Here is a 15,670-nt window from a genome sequence, read left to right as displayed (position 1 = left end):
TATCAAAAAAAAAACATGAATAAAACTCTCCTAATCATTACAATTGCCTCATTATCTGTATTTTTAATATCTCAAGCATCATCTGATGTATTTGCTGATGTAATATCTCCAAAAAAACAAATCAAAATAGGAATTGATCAAACAGAAATTATTTGTAAAGCAAATCTAGTCAAAGTATACCGAATTAATTCAGATAGTGTTGATTGTTTTACTCCCGAATCTGCTCAAAAATTAGTTGATATGGGAGTTGCACAAGACATTCCAAAAGATAAACTAGAGGCAAAAAAATTATTTAAGACAATTCAACCAATAGGTAAAGTAACAGGATTAGCTACAGTCAAACAATTTGGCTCTGAAGGCAAATTGTCTACAGATCCTCGTGTTGTAAATTATCTTTATGTCTTTGAAGCATGCGCAAATGAGAAAACCATTAGACTACCAGAAGTTTTGGTAACATCTGATAGTGAGGCAAAGACTGTAAAGCTTGCCAAAAGAATACTTGCAAATACATGCTATACTAGCTCTGCAATTATCAAAGCAACAGATCCTGCCTCTGTTTCAGGAGTTCTAACAAACAAGGGTGTAATTACTGACAAAATCACAGAACTTGAATCAAATGTTTTAGATTTACAAAAGCAACTTGATACCAAGAAAAAGAGTCTTGGTGAATTAACAAAATCTACTACATTAAGTGATGAGAATAAAAAGAAAGTATCTGATACTACAAGTGAAATTGTAAAACTTAGAGCTGATCTTAATTTGGCAAAGGGTGAATTAAACAAATATCTCTATACCCTTAATGCTCCTCAACTAACATCATCTCAGTTTGCCAAACAAAAACTAACATTTACTGGTGTTCCATTAAAGGATACATCTACTAGTATTATGAGTATATCCAGACAAACTGTAGGAAATACCGACTCTCCTGATACTACATCTGGACTAAAGCTATACAATGTGGTTTTTGAGGCTTGTGCAGGAAATGAAGTAGTTAGAGCCCCTGAAGTGAAAATAACTTCTGATACTGAAGAAAAAATTATTCGTGTCTCAGAGAAGATAATCGCAAACTCTTGTCAAATGTCTGCTGGAAAGATAAACACAGTTGATATCAACTCCATTAAAATTGAATTGGCAAACAGATCCGATATATCTGCCAAGATAACCCAATTAGAGAAAAACATAGAGATGCTGCTAGATGAACAGAGTACATACCAAATTCAACTAAACAAACTTGTAGTATCATCGGAAAAACCTGCAGACTTTGAACAAAAAGTTACAGAATTGTCCACCAAGATAATCAAACTAAGAAATGACATTAGAGATGCAAAATTCCAACTCTATGGAAGTATGTATGAGATTTACAAATCTCCTTAATCTATAATTCCAAAAATAATATCTTAAGGATTATAATCTAGTAAAAGAAATTAACGAGAAATACTCGGAAAACTCGATCTAGGACAGACCATAACATGAACTGTTTTCCAGACCTATTATTCTACGACGCAGAATAACGGCTTCTCGTTATTTGATATATGGCAATAAAATATTTGGATATGACTGACAAATTGTGGCATGCTAAGAATTTTGCTACATAGAATTTTAAGACTGATTATGTTCTTGTTGATATAATTTTTCTATTCTTTTGTAAGTTAAAGGATGAGTTCTAAAGATCTCACCGAACTTGCTAAAACTGCTCTTTCTCTCCCAATCCATTGCATTTTTTACTTCTTCTTCAGAGATGTGTTGATCCTGATAATGTGAAGCAAACTTTGTTACCTCATAACTTGATGCAATTGGATCTACTGCATAAAATGATCTTAGAGTTGAGTTTCCAGCTTTTTGTTTTTGTAAACTTAATCCATATGTAATTTTAGCCAATGCATTTGCAAGAATTGAAGGTTTTACTTGCATTCCAGCAAACCTATCTGCATAAAATTCTCTAAGCCGTGAAAAGTATAGTATCAGTAGATTTGTTATAAAATAAACTGCAAATGCTCCAATTCCAATTAGAATTGCAGCTCCTCCTTGATTCCTACTTCTACCTCCAAAGATGGTCGAAAGTGCAATAAAATATGCAATTGTAGGGATTACTGAGATTATAGTCATAATTACCATATCATTATGCTTTATGTGGCCAATTTCATGTGCGATTACTCCTCTGACCTCATCTTTGTTTAATGTATTGAGCAGACCTCGTGTTAATGTTAATGTCGCAGATTTACTAGTTCTGCCAAAAACAAATGCATTTGGCATACTTGTATTTGCAATAGTTATTTTTGGAATTTTTACTTTATTTTTAATACAAAACTCATGAACAGTTTCTTCAATCCATGGAAATTCATCTTTGTTTAGTGGAGTCATGTTTGTACTCCATTTTACTATGATTGGTCCTATTGCCCACTGGAATAACCCTAACCCTATTGCCATTCCAACAGTAGCATATAGCCCTAGACCAAAGTAAAATGATAGTCCTGCAAGTAATGCAAAAAGTAATCCAAAAACTAGAATCAATGTAAGGCTCATTGATGCCACAAGTCCTTTGATCATCTTACTCAATTAGTTAATCTTGGGTATAATTGTTCAAACTCCACTTTCTTTACAAATTGATTCTTTTTCAAAACAAAACTTGTCTTGAACTATTTGAATTACCTTTGATGGTGTAAATTCAGGCTCTACAGATAACAGAATCAAATTATCTTCATATGGAATTGTGATTATTGTGGTTTTGTCTCTGAATGAAACAATTGCTTGAATTTCTCCTAAGGAATTGTTAAATTCACTTCTCATTGAAAAATCAAGGGATATTTCCATGAAGAGCATCTCCAACTTTTGTTCGTCTTTTTCAAAGGGAGTAATTTTAGGGCTAAAACCTCCTGAGATTTTTCTTCCCCTCTTGTTGATTATTGCTACAAACCTAATGCCAGGAATCTGACGTAATTGATTGCATACAATATCGCTGTGATGGATTTGTTTGAGTTGCATTAGCACTCTTCCTCCAAATTTTCAATGGAATTTTTGATTGTGTTTTTTTGTATTTGATAATAGTTTGCTGTCATAAAATTTCTCAAATCATAAATTATATCTGTATGGATACCACATTGTGGCATGCTTTTCAATACAATTTTTTTTATTTGTACCTTAGATTCTATTAGTTTTAGGTTACAAATCAAAAAACTGATGAATAAAATAAAACAAAATTCATTCTAGTGAACAACTATTTTTCCAAAATGGGTAATTAGTTAAATTCTATTATGGTGTATTACACCTTATGGAAAATAATTCAAAATCTGACACTAACAAAACAGATGAGAAAAAACTTTCTTTATGTGATATAATGAAAGATGACACTTCTGAAATCATTAGAAAATTAGAGTCTCAAACTCCATCATTATTTCAGAATTTCTCTGATTTGTATACAGCCTATCTTCATATGTATGATGATCTCTTTGGTACTTGCTACATTTCAGAAAAAGAGTTTTTTGACAAAGCAAACATAGATCCGGAAATATTACAACAAATTAAAAAAAACTCTGAAATAATGAAGAAAAACTTTATGGAAATGATTGATATGAATACAAAATACATTGACGAATACACTAAGATGAGAATATCTGCCATCAAATCATTTGATAACTTTTCTCATATTATGATGGAGTCATATGCTAAATATCTCTCAGAATATAACAAATCAATTAATTTGAAAAAATAATTCATATTATTCATTCCTAATTGAATTATATGAAAAAAATTCTTTATGTTGCTCTTCCAATCCTTGCATTTTTAATAATATTTGTAAATGCTTTTTTTGGCCATCTTATTTTTTCATCAGACTCCCAACAGGTTGTAAACAAATATTCTGTGTATGTTCATCTACTATCTGATTGGAATAGTGATTCAAAGAATATTATTTTTGATGTAACAAATTCTTGGCACAAATCTGATAAGAATGTCAATGAAAATTATGTTTTTGATGCTGCATCAAAAGAATACAATACAAATCAATTTCAAGAAATTAATGGCAAAGCCTATGTTGAACTAAGGCATGAATTTAGTGATTGCCAAGAAGATTGGCAACCAATGTTCTATAGAAAAGCAGTAGATACCGTAAGACATGAAATTGAATATGTGCAAGGAAAGCAATTGAGTGCAGATCCTGAAATCTCCATATATCCAGACATTGATAATAAAATCTACGACAATTCCGAACAACAATTAAAAATCAAAAATGGTTTTGTGCAATTTTTCCCCATTTGTACATCTAAAGAAATAACGTCATATGATTATAGTATCAAAATTGACAACAAAGATTTGGGCTTTGATGTATATTTTGTTTCATCATCTAAAGAGCGCCAAAACTTTGCAAGTTCAGAGTTTGATTTTTACACAGATTTAGGTTGTTTTGGACAGAACAAACAAAGCTATAGTGGAACATGCAAAAATATCAACCAAGATAGTGGATTGTTAGTGATATTACCAGATGAACTAAAACCATGGACTACAAAAATTACTGTTAATCTTTATGAAATAAATTAATTTTTTATTTTTTCTTCCAAATGAATTGATTGTAAATCAATTCTGGTCTTATCTGCCTAAATGGCTGTGATCCGCCAACGTACCACTTTGTAAAGAATTCATACAAATGCAATCTGAGGGATTGGATGTATACAATTAATCCTTCAATCATCATAATTCCCAAGTTTCCACCAATAATCATTGCCATTGCTGCACCTGATCCTGCACCACCTAATGATGCAAATGCATTATTCACCGTCAACAGTAAAGCCGCATGCACAAGTAACATAATTCCAAGTCGTGCATAACTAATTGTATGAGCTAAACTTTCAACTGTTTTTCCTAATAGTACTTCCATTATCACACTTGCAGGATCTGCTCCATCTTCTGGATGCTTCTTTGCATGCATTACACCGCCAACCATCATCATGACCATTGATGCAATAACAATTACAACTGCAATTCTTGTCACAATCCAAACTTGTGCCCAATCACCAAGGAATACTGTTACCCAAGGAACTGCCTCTGTGTGTACTTTGGAATACATGTTCATGACATCATATTGTGAACCAATGGCACACATCATAATGACTACGATTCCTCCATAGAGTGTAATGTTTGGAATTGCTTCAGTAAATGCTACTAGTTTATGACCTTCTTTTACTGATCTAATAACTCTCAAAGTCATTGCCCAAACTAAATGAACAATTCCTATGAATAATGAAACTTTGAGAATGTTAATGACTTGGTCAAATGTTAACTCAGCAACACTGAGAATTCCAACTAACCAACTAACAGAATGTAATGCTCCTCCATCTTCTAATAATCCTTCAAATGGTCCCATGTGATCAAGATGGAAACCAAACATCTCTCCTGCACCAACACCCGCTATAGCCGCTGATGCACCAGAAATTGCAATGAGCATTCCCCATCTAGAAATTTCTCCTTGTCCCTTTAGTTTGAACAATAATCCTAATGCCATTAATAATAATCCGTGACCCATATCTGCAAACATCAATCCATAGAAGATTGGCCACATTAGAGCAATCATTGGAGTTGGGTCTGGCTCTCCTGACTTTGGAATTCCCTGACTTTTGGTGATTACTTCAAATGTTCTAACAAATTTTTTATTATCAAATAAAGTGGGAATTTCTTCTTTTAACTTAGGATCTGTAATGTCTTCTACAATAGACATCCATTGTTTTGTTGAGTTTGTGAATTCAGGTTCCATTTTTTTTGGAATAAAACCTTGAATTACTGCAAAGTGCTTTGTTCCACCTGGTTTTCTTAAAGTCTCAAGAATATCTTTTGCAACTAATGCTTTTTCGTGGAGTGATAAAATGTCCCTTCGTGATTTCTTTGTAATTTTTCCTAATTCTTTTTTAATGAATGCAAGTTTCTCAGTTTGTTCTTTAATTTTTGATTCTGTAAGTTGATATGCCTCACTAGGAATCTGTGGAAATCCCTCTGGAATTTTAAATGTAGAAGAATTGAAACTTCTTAAAACCTTTAGAACTTTTTCATAGTCTTCATTATCTGAAATTACTAAAATAGCAGATTTTTCTTTATTCTCTAATTCATACTTGTAAATTGTAACTCCTTCAAGTGAGCGGCTAATCTCGTCAAAGTCTGAAGAATTAATGACAAATAAATTAGTGAAAAAATATTTCATCAAACCAAATCCAGAAAGATCAATTTTCATCTTTCTGATAACTTCCAAAGTATCTTTGAGTGAGTTATATTCTTCAATAGAACGTCTTGCGCTTGCGGCATCCTCTAATAATTTTGCAGGTTTCTCAATAATGGAAGGTGTTTCTTTACTTATTTGCTCAACCATCGCTTCAATTTCATCAATTTCATAATCTTTTTTCTTGATAACAGTACCCTTGAATAATATCTCCATAATTCCTACGGTCAGAGGAATTCCCATATTTTTCACCACGTCATCAATTGACTGAAAAGTTTGTTGTGCTTTTAGTAACAGATCATCGATTTCAGGAGTAACTAAATCACTTGGGGAATCAATTTTATGAAACCATTCAAACTCTGTTAATCTTGAAATCGCTTTAGGAGACTCATTTCTCGGCAAAATTATAGTTCCAAGTTTTAGATCTGCTGTTCCCAAGACAAAATTTGGGTATTTTCATTGAGTTTAATATCTTTCTGATTTTTTTCCCAAACATTAAAATCTATTATGGGTCAACGGCACTCATTGACATCTAATGTTGCTTTAGAAACTACTATTGACAAAATTCTCAATAATACTGAAAAAAACTTAATTTCAAGCATTAAATCATCTCTTGCCGAATCACAGCAGAAACTCGAAGATTCAATCCCAAAATTAGAGAGTGAATATAATAAAATCATTTCAGATGGCAAAAAAGAGGCAGATAAGATCGAAAAACAGATCATTGGAAGTGCTGATATTGAAGTCAGAAATAAGCAACTTATGATGCTAGAAGAAGCAATTGACAAGGTTTTTACAAAATCACTAGATGAAATTGCAAATTCAGATAGAAGCGGTGACTATTCAAATCTAATTAAATCTCTCATTGAGGAATCAGCTAAAGTATTGGGAACCAATGAAATTACAGTTTTTACAAATGCTAAAGACAAAGACGTTGTACAATCAACATTATCCCAATTCTCAGGATCTGAGTTATCTTCTGATACAATTGATTGTCTTGGAGGAGTTATAGTAAAATCAAAAGATGGTACAATGACATTTGATAATACAATTGATGCCAGAATCGATCGTTTAAAGCCTTTATTAAGGAAAGAAATTACAGCGAAATTCGGAGTAGGAAATTAGATGGCAGCACAAGGTAGAATTGTATGGGTCAGCGGTCCTGCAGTCAAAGCAGATGGTATGTCTGATGCAAAAATGTATGAGACAGTAACTGTTGGCAATTCAAAATTAGTAGGCGAAGTAATTCGTTTAACTGGCGATGTAGCATTTATTCAAGTATACGAATCAACAAGTGGACTAAAACCAGGTGAACCAGTAATTGGAACAGGAAACCCACTAAGTGTATTATTGGGTCCTGGAATTATTGGACAACTCTATGATGGAATTCAAAGACCACTAAGAGAATTATCAAAAGCATCTGGCTCATTTATTGGAAGAGGTATTACAACCACCCCTGTTGATATGACAAAAAAATATCATTTTGTTCCAACTGTAAGCAATGGTGATGAAGTATTACCAGGAAACATAATTGGAACAGTACAGGAAACTGATCTTATTGAACACTCTATTATGGTTCCACCAGATCATCCAGGTGGAAAAATTTCAAACATTGTTTCAGAAGGAGATTATGATTTAGAGACTGAACTAGCTTCTGCTGAAAAGAACGGTCAAAACGTTCCTCTCAAAATGTATCACAGATGGCCAGTTAGAAAACCACGTCCATACAAGAAAAGATATGATCCTACAATTCCATTACTTACAGGTCAACGTGTTATAGACACATTCTTCCCAATTGCAAAAGGCGGTACAGGTTCAATTCCAGGAGCATTTGGAACTGGAAAAACTGTGACATTGCACCAAATTGCAAAATGGGCTGATTCTCAAGTTGTTGTTTACATTGGCTGTGGTGAGAGAGGAAATGAGATGACCGAAGTATTAGTTGAGTTCCCACACCTCAAAGATCCACGTAGTGGAAAACCACTCATGGATAGAACTGTTCTTGTTGCAAATACAAGTAACATGCCAGTAGCAGCAAGAGAAGCAAGTATCTACACTGGTGTAACAATTGCAGAATATTATAGAGATATGGGTAAGGACGTTGTACTTGTTGCAGACTCTACAAGTAGATGGGCCGAAGCACTCAGAGAAATGAGTGGTAGATTAGAAGAGATGCCAGCAGAAGAGGGTTATCCATCATATCTTGCATCAAGATTAGCAGAATTTTATGAAAGAGCAGGTCGTGTCAGAGCTGAAGGAAGCCCTGATAGAGACGGTTCAGTTACTTTAGTTGGTGCAGTATCTCCATCTGGTGGTGACTTTACAGAACCTGTCACTACTCACACCATGAGATTTATCAAAACTTTCTGGGCTTTAGATGCAAAACTTGCTTACTCTAGACACTACCCATCAATTAATTGGATGAACAGTTACTCTGGATATCTTGCAGATATTGCCAAGTGGTGGGGTGAAAACATAAACGAAGATTGGTTAAATCTTAGAAGTGAAGCATATGGAATTTTACAAAGAGAAGATACACTAAAAGAAATTGTTAGACTCTTAGGTCCTGAAGCATTACCTGATGAAGAAAAATTAATTCTAGAAGTAGCAAGAATGGTAAAGATTGGTCTTCTACAACAAAACTCATTTGATGATGTTGATACTTACTGCAGTCCAGAGAAACAATACAAGTTATTGAAATTATTAGTTGACTTTTACAGAAAGGGCCAACAAGCACTAAAAGAAGGTGCAGCATTATCTGATATTCGTGCAATGGCAGTTGTTACTTTGATTCTCAAAGCAAGAATGGATGTCAAAGATGATGAGATGCCAAAACTTGATCAAATAGATTCTGATATGCAAGAACAATTCAAAGCAATTACAGGAGTGAAAGTTTCAAGTTGACAACTGAAGGCGGAGTTCAATACAGTAAGATTGCAGAAATCAAAGGACCACTAGTAATTGTTGATGATGTAGAAAATGCAGCATTTGATGAGCTAGTGGAAATTGAAACTAATGATGGTCAACGAAGATTAGGTAAAGTTCTTGAGGTTGGAAACGGAAAAGCAATTGTCCAAGTCTTTGAAGGAACATCTGGATTATCTATCTCTGGAACTAACGCAAAATTTGTTGGTAAAGTTATGGAAATGCCAGTTTCAAAAGAAGTACTTGGTAGAGTATTTGATGGATTAGGCAGACCAAAAGACGGACTACCAGATCCTATTGCTGATAAATTTATTGATATTAATGGTGAACCAATGAATCCTGAACAACGTGAATATCCAAAAGATTTCATTCAAACTGGCGTATCTGTAATTGATGGAATGATTACTCTAGTTAGAGGACAAAAACTCCCAATCTTTTCTGGCTCTGGAATGTCTCACAATCTATTGGCTGCACAAATTGCAAGACAAGCAAGTGTTGTTGGAACCAGTGATGACTTTGCAGTAGTATTTGCAGCAATTGGTGTGCAATACAGTGAAGCAGAATATTTCAGACGAAGTCTTGAAGAATCTGGTGCTCTAAAAAGAAGTGTTCTATTTCTAAATACAGCAGATGATCCTGCAATTGAAAGAATCATTACTCCTCGTGTGGCATTAACTGTCGCAGAATATTTGGCATTTGAATTAGGAATGCACGTTCTAGTAATTCTTACTGATATGACAAACTATGCAGAGGCACTCAGAGAGATTAGTGCTGCAAGAGAAGAAGTACCTGGAAGAAAGGGATATCCTGGTTATCTTTACACTGACCTCTCAACTATCTATGAGAGAGCAGGAAAACTAAATGGTAGAAAAGGAAGTGTTACACAAGTTCCAATTTTATCAATGCCATCTGATGATATTACGCACCCAATTCCAGATCTTACAGGTTACATTACAGAAGGTCAAGTTGTACTTGGCAGAGACTTGTTTAGACAAGGAGTCTATCCACCTGTCAATATCTTGATGAGTCTTAGTAGATTAATGAAAGACGGAATTGGTGAAGGAAGTACAAGAGCAGATCATGGTGAAGTTTCAAATCAAGTTTATGATGCATATTCTCGTGCACAAGAAGTAAGAGCACTTGCAGGAATTGTAGGTAAAGCAGGATTGACTGAAATTGATTTGAAATACATGGATGTCGGTGATGTCTTTGAAAAAGAATTCCTATCACAAGCAACCGATGAGAACAGAACCATTGAAGAGACTCTTGGAATCTTATGGAAGATTGTTTCTAAATTACCAAAGAACGAGATCACTAAAATTAAAGACAAATACATAGACGAGTACTACAAGGAAGAGTAACAGAATGTCATTTGGACAAAATGTTGCAGCCACAAAAATTGAGCTTCTAAAATACAAAAAATCTACACAAGTAGCCGTAATGGTTCAGAAAATTTTAGACGATAAACGTAAAGTTCTTTTAAAAAATATCGAAGAGATGATTGAAGAAGCATCAAAAGCCAGAGGCGGAATTTGGGATCCTCTGCAAGACATCTACCAATCAGTAAATGAAGCATATCTTGCATTAGGAACTAATACAGTTGACTCTGTTGCTGAATCTACCCCTCCAGTTATGGAAGTAGAGGTTCATGTAAGAAGAGTTGTTGATGTAAAGATTCCAGCATTATCTGTTACTGAGAAAGATACAAAGTCAATGCCATATGGTTTTGCTGATACAAATTCATCAATTGATAGAGCATCAAAACAGATCAAGGAATTGCTTCCAAAAATTTGCAAAGCTGCTGAATATGAAAATTCTATTTTTAGTCTTGCAAAAGCACTAGAAAAAACACAAAAACTCCTTAATGCACTTGAAAATGTCATTATTCCTCAATATCAACAAAAAATCCGATTTATTCTAGCAACCCTTGAAGAAAGAGAAAGAGAGGAATTCGCAAAGTTAAAAAAAGTCAAGGCAAAGATGGAAAGTAGAAAATAATGGCAAAAGAAGAGATTAAAAAATTACTTGAACATTCTAAGAAGGAATTGGATTCAAATTATGATAATTTCGTAAAATCTATTCAAGATGAACTGACTTCATTCAAAAAGAAAGCATTAGATCGAATTTGAATAATTTACCTCATCATGATTTAAATATGGACCGAGAGGAGCCACATCGTAAATGAAAAATATAGTCTTGTTACTTTTGGCAGCATCAGCAATTTCAATTCTCGGCTCAACCGGAGTTGCATTTGCAGCAGAAGATGGTGCATCTAGTGGCGACTCTATGAAAATTCTTGGTGCTGGTTTGGCATTTGGTCTAGCAGCACTTGGAGCAGGATTAGGTCTTGGTCAAGTAGGTGCAGCAGGTCTTGCAGTCATTAGTGAAAACCCAGCTTTACAGTCTAAGGTATTCATCTTCGTAGGTATGGTAGAATCAATTGCTATCTACGGTATAGTTATGATGTTTATCATCTTAGGACAATAGTCAAACTAAATCTTTTTCAAATTTTTATATTTTTAATTTAATTATACTTTAGCTTATTTACATCCAAAACTCTTGCACAATATCTGCACTTGAGGACTCTGCCTTCTTTATCAATGACATCCATTACTGATTCAATGTGTTCTGTACTATTTGTAATGCAATCAGGATTTGAGCATCGAAATATTCTATCTATCTCATTTGGAAGCGAAACTCTACGCTTCTCAACTAGCTTAAAGTCCTTGATGATGTTGATAGTTGATTTTGGAGCAATAACTGCTAGTTTGTTTGTATCATCATCTTTTAGAAATTTATTTTCAACTTTTATGATGTCTTTTTTCTTGAATTTACCGCTGGGAACATTCAGAGCAATGGTGATAAGACTTCCATCTCCACCGTCAATTCTTAATGCATTTAGGACTTGAAGACCCTTGCCTTCATCAATATGGTCAATTACTGTACCTTCCTTTATTCTTCTAACCATAAGTTCAGATTGTTCCATCAGAATACTTTGTATAGTCACCTGTATATAATATTGAAAGAATGAACGAGTTCTACCAAAAAGACATCATCTCAATTAAGGACTTTAACAAAGATCAACTAGAAAAAATCTTTACATCAACGGATAAGATTATTCAGCTAAATCCAACAGATAGGCAAGAGATCTGTAAAGGTAAGACACTGGGCTATCTTTTCTATGAACCTAGTACTAGAACCCGTCTTAGTTTTGATTCTGCGATGGCATCAGTTGGTGGAAATTCTTTGGGAATATCAAATGTCACTTCATCATCTACACAAAAGGGTGAGAGTTTATCTGATACTGTTAAAATCATGTCAATTTATTCTGATGTTCTAGTTTTACGACATACATTAGATGGCTCTAGTAGATTTGCAGCAGAAGTTTCAGATAAACCAGTAATTAATGCTGGAAGTGGAACTGAGGAGCACCCAACACAGGCAATTCAAGATTTATACACAATTAAAAAAGAAAAGAAAAAGATTGATGGATTAAAGATTGGAATTGTCGGTGATCTAAAATATGGTCGTACTGTTTACTCACTTTTGTATGGACTTGGAAATTATGATGTTGATGTAAGATTGATTTCCCCTGAATCACTTCGAATTCGCTCTGATTCAGTTTATGAAATCAAAAAGAGATTGGATTTCAAAGAATCAACTGTCATTGAAGAACACATTGATGAACTTGATGTCCTTTATGTTACTAGAATTCAAAAAGAGAGATTCCCTGATGAAGAAGAATATCTTAAGGTTAAAGGAAGTTATATAGTTGGTTTGGATCTACTAAAACAAATGAAAGATGATGCAATAATTTTACACCCACTGCCAAGAATTGATGAAATTTCTCCTGAAGTTGATAATACAAAAAATGCCAAATACTTCAAGCAAGCTGAATATGGAAAATATACACGTGCAGCTCTTCTAGGCTTGACTCTAAATGAGAATGGATTTTAATTTCTTAGAACATCCGTATTCCATATATCTAGAGACAAACAATTAAGATTGATTGACACAAACTAAGATTATCCCAATATTTCCTTTAGATTTAGTTTTATTTCCTAGACAAGAACTTCCACTTCGAATTTTCGAACCCCGATACAAGCAACTAGTTGATGATTGCATGATTGGTGACGGGCAATTTGGTGTGTGTCTTATTGATGAAAATAATTCTGTAAATGGATGGAATTCTCCTAAACTAGTAGGAACAATAGCAAAAATAACAAAATGTGAAGATGTCAATATGGATGGATTACAACTACACATTGAAACAATTGGAAGAAATTCATTTAAGATAAAAAAAATTATTCCCCCATCAATTTCTCAGCCTGCAAACTATGATCCACTTTCAGTTGAAGGACATCAGGAGATATCTGACATACATGAGAAAGTTGGAACTGGTGAGAAGATGTACATTAGAGCAGAAGTTGAAATGATTCCTGAAATTGATGAGAATATTTCACTTGAAGAATGGAATCAACTAGTTGAATTATGGAAAAAGAAAATAATTACACAGGCCTTGCCCCAAATTGTAGAACCACATGCACTAGAGCATGTTCTTGAGCAATACTATCTTACTACTGAAACGCCTACAATAGATTACATCTACTCATTATCTGCGCTTGGTGCAAAAGATCCTAATGAACTCCAACCAATTCTAGAAGCAAGAACAAAAGAAGAATTGATTCAAAGCATGCATCAATTGCTGACAGTAAAATAGGCCTTTGAAATAGAAATAAAATGATGTCAATCAAAAAACTTGGAATTTTTATGATAGTTGGATGCTTGTTTTTTCCTGTAAGTAGTGTTTATGGACATGGATTGGGTATTGATACCATACCATCAGTAAATATCCAGGGAGAAAAAATTTCAATCTCAGTTGAGATGCCAATGTATTTTGAAAATGATCAGGAGCAAATTACAATCACTGCTACTAATGATGAAACTAAAGAAACTGCAAAAAATGTGACATTTCTAATTGGTTTGTTTCAAAATAATGAAATGATTTTTAGGAATTACTTTTTTGCAGAAGATGGCATCTTGCCAATTAAAATAACACCTACAGAAGATGAAAAAATTACCATTCATGGTGAGCAAGATTCTTTGCTTGGTGCATGGCATGGAACTGAAACTAATCCGATAGAAATTACTGGTTCTGCATTTGATTCGGGAGGCTTGTATAATTTTGAGATAGAAGTGAGAACCATTGATGAGCCTACTAACATAATTGAAGATTCCGGAGTATATTATGCAGATTTGAGTATTGTTTCAACCCAATCATTTCCACAAGAAGATCTAGAAAACAATAATGTAGATTTTCGTGTAAAGTCGTATTTTGATAAAATGTCCAATTTTTCATACGATCCTGAGGCTAAAGAGGTAACAATTGAGATGCCATTTGATTGGAGTGAAAATAAAATGTCTCACATTCCAGTTGTTCACGTGGAGGTCCATTTCCCAAAAGATTTTGCTGAATTTCTTAGTCCTAGTTATTCTGGTTTTGCTAATGGTGTAGAATTATTCAAAGCATCAGTTACAATTGATGATTATACAGAAGATCATGAAAGAATAGTTCATTTTGTTTTGTTACAAGATCATTTGAGATTCATAAAAAATCAAATGAAGCAATCTGAAAAACCACTCCCTGAAAATATTATTTTCACTTTATCCAAAAGTGAAAAAACTGCTTTTCCACTAACTGCATATACAAAAAGTGAGGACTTTCAAGTAAATCTTTCTTGGGATCCAGTAAATATTGAGCCTGGAGTTAATACTAATTTTGTATTTACCATTAGAGATGGTAAAACTGGTGAGCCACTAAGAAATTCTGATTATACTTTTGTAATTATTCAAAATGGGCAAGAAATCCATCGTACATCAGGTACAGCTCAAGTTGGAGGTGAATTTGAAAAATATACATTTGCTGAAGAACAAACAGGTCCAACTATAATCAAATTTGAAAACATTAGAAATTCCGGACAAGAAACTGAATTTGGACTAGTTGTTACACCAGAATTTGGAACAATTGTAATGTTTGTTTTAGTAATCTCAATTATTGGTATAATCTTAGTTTCTAAAAAAATACCATTAACAACTAAATTGCAACAAGTTTGACTGTATCCATGTTTTTATTTGTCTGAAAATCTTTTGTCATTATAGAAACTTTTTCAGCATCTCCATCAATTACAAACAATTCCATGCATTTTTCTTTCTCAATTTTGCTGTGTAGATGTGTGGTAATCAAGTCTTCAAAATTATGAGTGATTCCTGATACTACATGATCAAACTCGTCATTATGCACTACCAAAAGTATGGCATGAATATCACCTGACAAATCTGACTTTTGTTTTTCTTCAGAAACAAATGCTCTGATTCCTGCTCTTATTGCCTCTGATCTTCCTGAAAATCCCATGGAAGTTTGTAGTTTGTCTAATTCGGAGAGGATCTCGTCATTTAGTGAGATTGAGACTATTGGCATATGCCTAATGTTATTAATTATCTTATAAGTTTAGCAATTAATCTTATTAACTTTTTATAGATATATTA

At 33.7% G+C, this 15,670-nt stretch carries 17 protein-coding genes; 12 read left to right on the top strand and 5 right to left on the bottom strand.

Features of this window, described 5'->3' with window-relative positions:
* Window positions 1–15 precede the first annotated feature (15 nt).
* Window positions 16–1,374, top strand: a complete 1,359-nt coding sequence (locus ACX119_RS09950) for a hypothetical protein (RefSeq protein ID WP_459351081.1) — start codon at window positions 16–18, stop codon at window positions 1,372–1,374.
* 225 nt (window positions 1,375–1,599) lie between these two features.
* Here ACX119_RS09950 and ACX119_RS09945 read toward each other — a convergent pair whose 3' ends face one another.
* Both ACX119_RS09945 and ACX119_RS09940 read right to left on the bottom strand, forming a co-directional pair.
* On the bottom strand, window positions 1,600–2,547 hold the full coding sequence (locus ACX119_RS09945) for a zinc metalloprotease HtpX (protein WP_459351080.1): 948 nt from the start codon (window positions 2,545–2,547) through the stop codon (window positions 1,600–1,602).
* 33 nt (window positions 2,548–2,580) lie between these two features.
* Entirely contained in the window at window positions 2,581–2,982 is a 402-nt protein-coding gene (locus ACX119_RS09940) for a DUF6659 family protein (RefSeq protein WP_459351079.1), read from the bottom strand.
* 286 nt (window positions 2,983–3,268) lie between these two features.
* Here ACX119_RS09940 and ACX119_RS09935 point away from each other — a divergent pair, with 286 nt between their 5' ends.
* Window positions 3,269–3,709, top strand: a complete 441-nt coding sequence (locus ACX119_RS09935) for a hypothetical protein (RefSeq protein WP_459351078.1) — start codon at window positions 3,269–3,271, stop codon at window positions 3,707–3,709.
* Window positions 3,710–3,738: 29 nt separating this feature from the next.
* Window positions 3,739–4,533: a hypothetical protein gene (locus ACX119_RS09930; protein WP_459351077.1), complete on the top strand. Its 795-nt coding sequence runs from the start codon at window positions 3,739–3,741 to the stop codon at window positions 4,531–4,533.
* Between the two features lie 4 nt (window positions 4,534–4,537).
* On the opposite strand, the gene ACX119_RS09925 is transcribed toward ACX119_RS09930, so the two are convergent.
* Window positions 4,538–6,637, bottom strand: a complete 2,100-nt coding sequence (locus tag ACX119_RS09925; protein ID WP_459351076.1) for a V-type ATP synthase subunit I — start codon at window positions 6,635–6,637, stop codon at window positions 4,538–4,540.
* Window positions 6,638–6,706: 69 nt separating this feature from the next.
* Here ACX119_RS09925 and ACX119_RS09920 point away from each other — a divergent pair, with 69 nt between their 5' ends.
* The 6 genes from ACX119_RS09920 (at window position 6,707) to ACX119_RS09895 (ending at window position 11,611) form a co-directional block, all read left to right on the top strand.
* Window positions 6,707–7,324: a V-type ATP synthase subunit E gene (locus tag ACX119_RS09920; protein ID WP_459351075.1), complete on the top strand. Its 618-nt coding sequence runs from the start codon at window positions 6,707–6,709 to the stop codon at window positions 7,322–7,324.
* Window positions 7,325–9,103, top strand: coding sequence for a V-type ATP synthase subunit A (locus ACX119_RS09915; protein WP_459351074.1), 1,779 nt, complete (start codon window positions 7,325–7,327; stop codon window positions 9,101–9,103).
* Complete coding sequence (locus tag ACX119_RS09910; RefSeq protein WP_459351073.1) at window positions 9,100–10,485, top strand: V-type ATP synthase subunit B; 1,386 nt, start codon at window positions 9,100–9,102, stop codon at window positions 10,483–10,485. The genes ACX119_RS09915 and ACX119_RS09910 overlap by 4 nt, the downstream gene beginning before the upstream one ends.
* Window positions 10,486–10,489: 4 nt before the next feature.
* Window positions 10,490–11,122 (top strand): V-type ATP synthase subunit D, encoded by a 633-nt coding sequence (locus tag ACX119_RS09905; protein ID WP_459351072.1) that lies wholly within the window; start codon window positions 10,490–10,492, stop codon window positions 11,120–11,122.
* Window positions 11,122–11,253 carry a hypothetical protein gene (locus ACX119_RS09900; protein ID WP_459351071.1) on the top strand — a complete coding sequence of 44 codons (132 nt, stop codon included), beginning with the start codon at window positions 11,122–11,124 and terminating at the stop codon, window positions 11,251–11,253. The genes ACX119_RS09905 and ACX119_RS09900 overlap by 1 nt, the downstream gene beginning before the upstream one ends.
* A gap of 67 nt (window positions 11,254–11,320) precedes the next feature.
* Window positions 11,321–11,611, top strand: a complete 291-nt coding sequence (locus tag ACX119_RS09895; RefSeq protein WP_048114774.1) for an ATP synthase subunit C — start codon at window positions 11,321–11,323, stop codon at window positions 11,609–11,611.
* 37 nt (window positions 11,612–11,648) lie between these two features.
* Here the strand turns inward: ACX119_RS09895 and pyrI are convergent, their stop codons facing one another.
* Window positions 11,649–12,110 (bottom strand): aspartate carbamoyltransferase regulatory subunit, encoded by a 462-nt coding sequence (gene pyrI / locus ACX119_RS09890; RefSeq protein ID WP_459351070.1) that lies wholly within the window; start codon window positions 12,108–12,110, stop codon window positions 11,649–11,651.
* Between the two features lie 41 nt (window positions 12,111–12,151).
* Here pyrI and pyrB point away from each other — a divergent pair, with 41 nt between their 5' ends.
* The 3 genes from pyrB to ACX119_RS09875 are packed head-to-tail and all read left to right on the top strand — an operon-like array spanning window position 12,152 to window position 15,238.
* Window positions 12,152–13,081, top strand: a complete 930-nt coding sequence (gene pyrB, locus ACX119_RS09885; protein WP_459351069.1) for an aspartate carbamoyltransferase — start codon at window positions 12,152–12,154, stop codon at window positions 13,079–13,081.
* 52 nt (window positions 13,082–13,133) lie between these two features.
* Window positions 13,134–13,844 carry an LON peptidase substrate-binding domain-containing protein gene (locus ACX119_RS09880; RefSeq protein ID WP_459351068.1) on the top strand — a complete coding sequence of 237 codons (711 nt, stop codon included), beginning with the start codon at window positions 13,134–13,136 and terminating at the stop codon, window positions 13,842–13,844.
* A 20-nt stretch (window positions 13,845–13,864) separates the two neighbouring features.
* On the top strand, window positions 13,865–15,238 hold the full coding sequence (locus tag ACX119_RS09875; RefSeq protein ID WP_459351067.1) for a PEFG-CTERM sorting domain-containing protein: 1,374 nt from the start codon (window positions 13,865–13,867) through the stop codon (window positions 15,236–15,238).
* Here ACX119_RS09875 and ACX119_RS09870 read toward each other — a convergent pair.
* Window positions 15,219–15,602 (bottom strand): CopG family ribbon-helix-helix protein, encoded by a 384-nt coding sequence (locus ACX119_RS09870; RefSeq protein ID WP_297594414.1) that lies wholly within the window; start codon window positions 15,600–15,602, stop codon window positions 15,219–15,221. The two genes, ACX119_RS09875 and ACX119_RS09870, sit on opposite strands and share 20 nt — an antisense overlap.
* Window positions 15,603–15,670: the final 68 nt, after the last annotated feature.

The sequence above is a fragment of the Nitrosopumilus sp. S4 genome, from assembly GCF_054515835.1.
The sequence above is the reverse complement of the archived record's forward strand: the minus strand, read 5'-3'. Positions and strand labels throughout refer to the sequence as shown.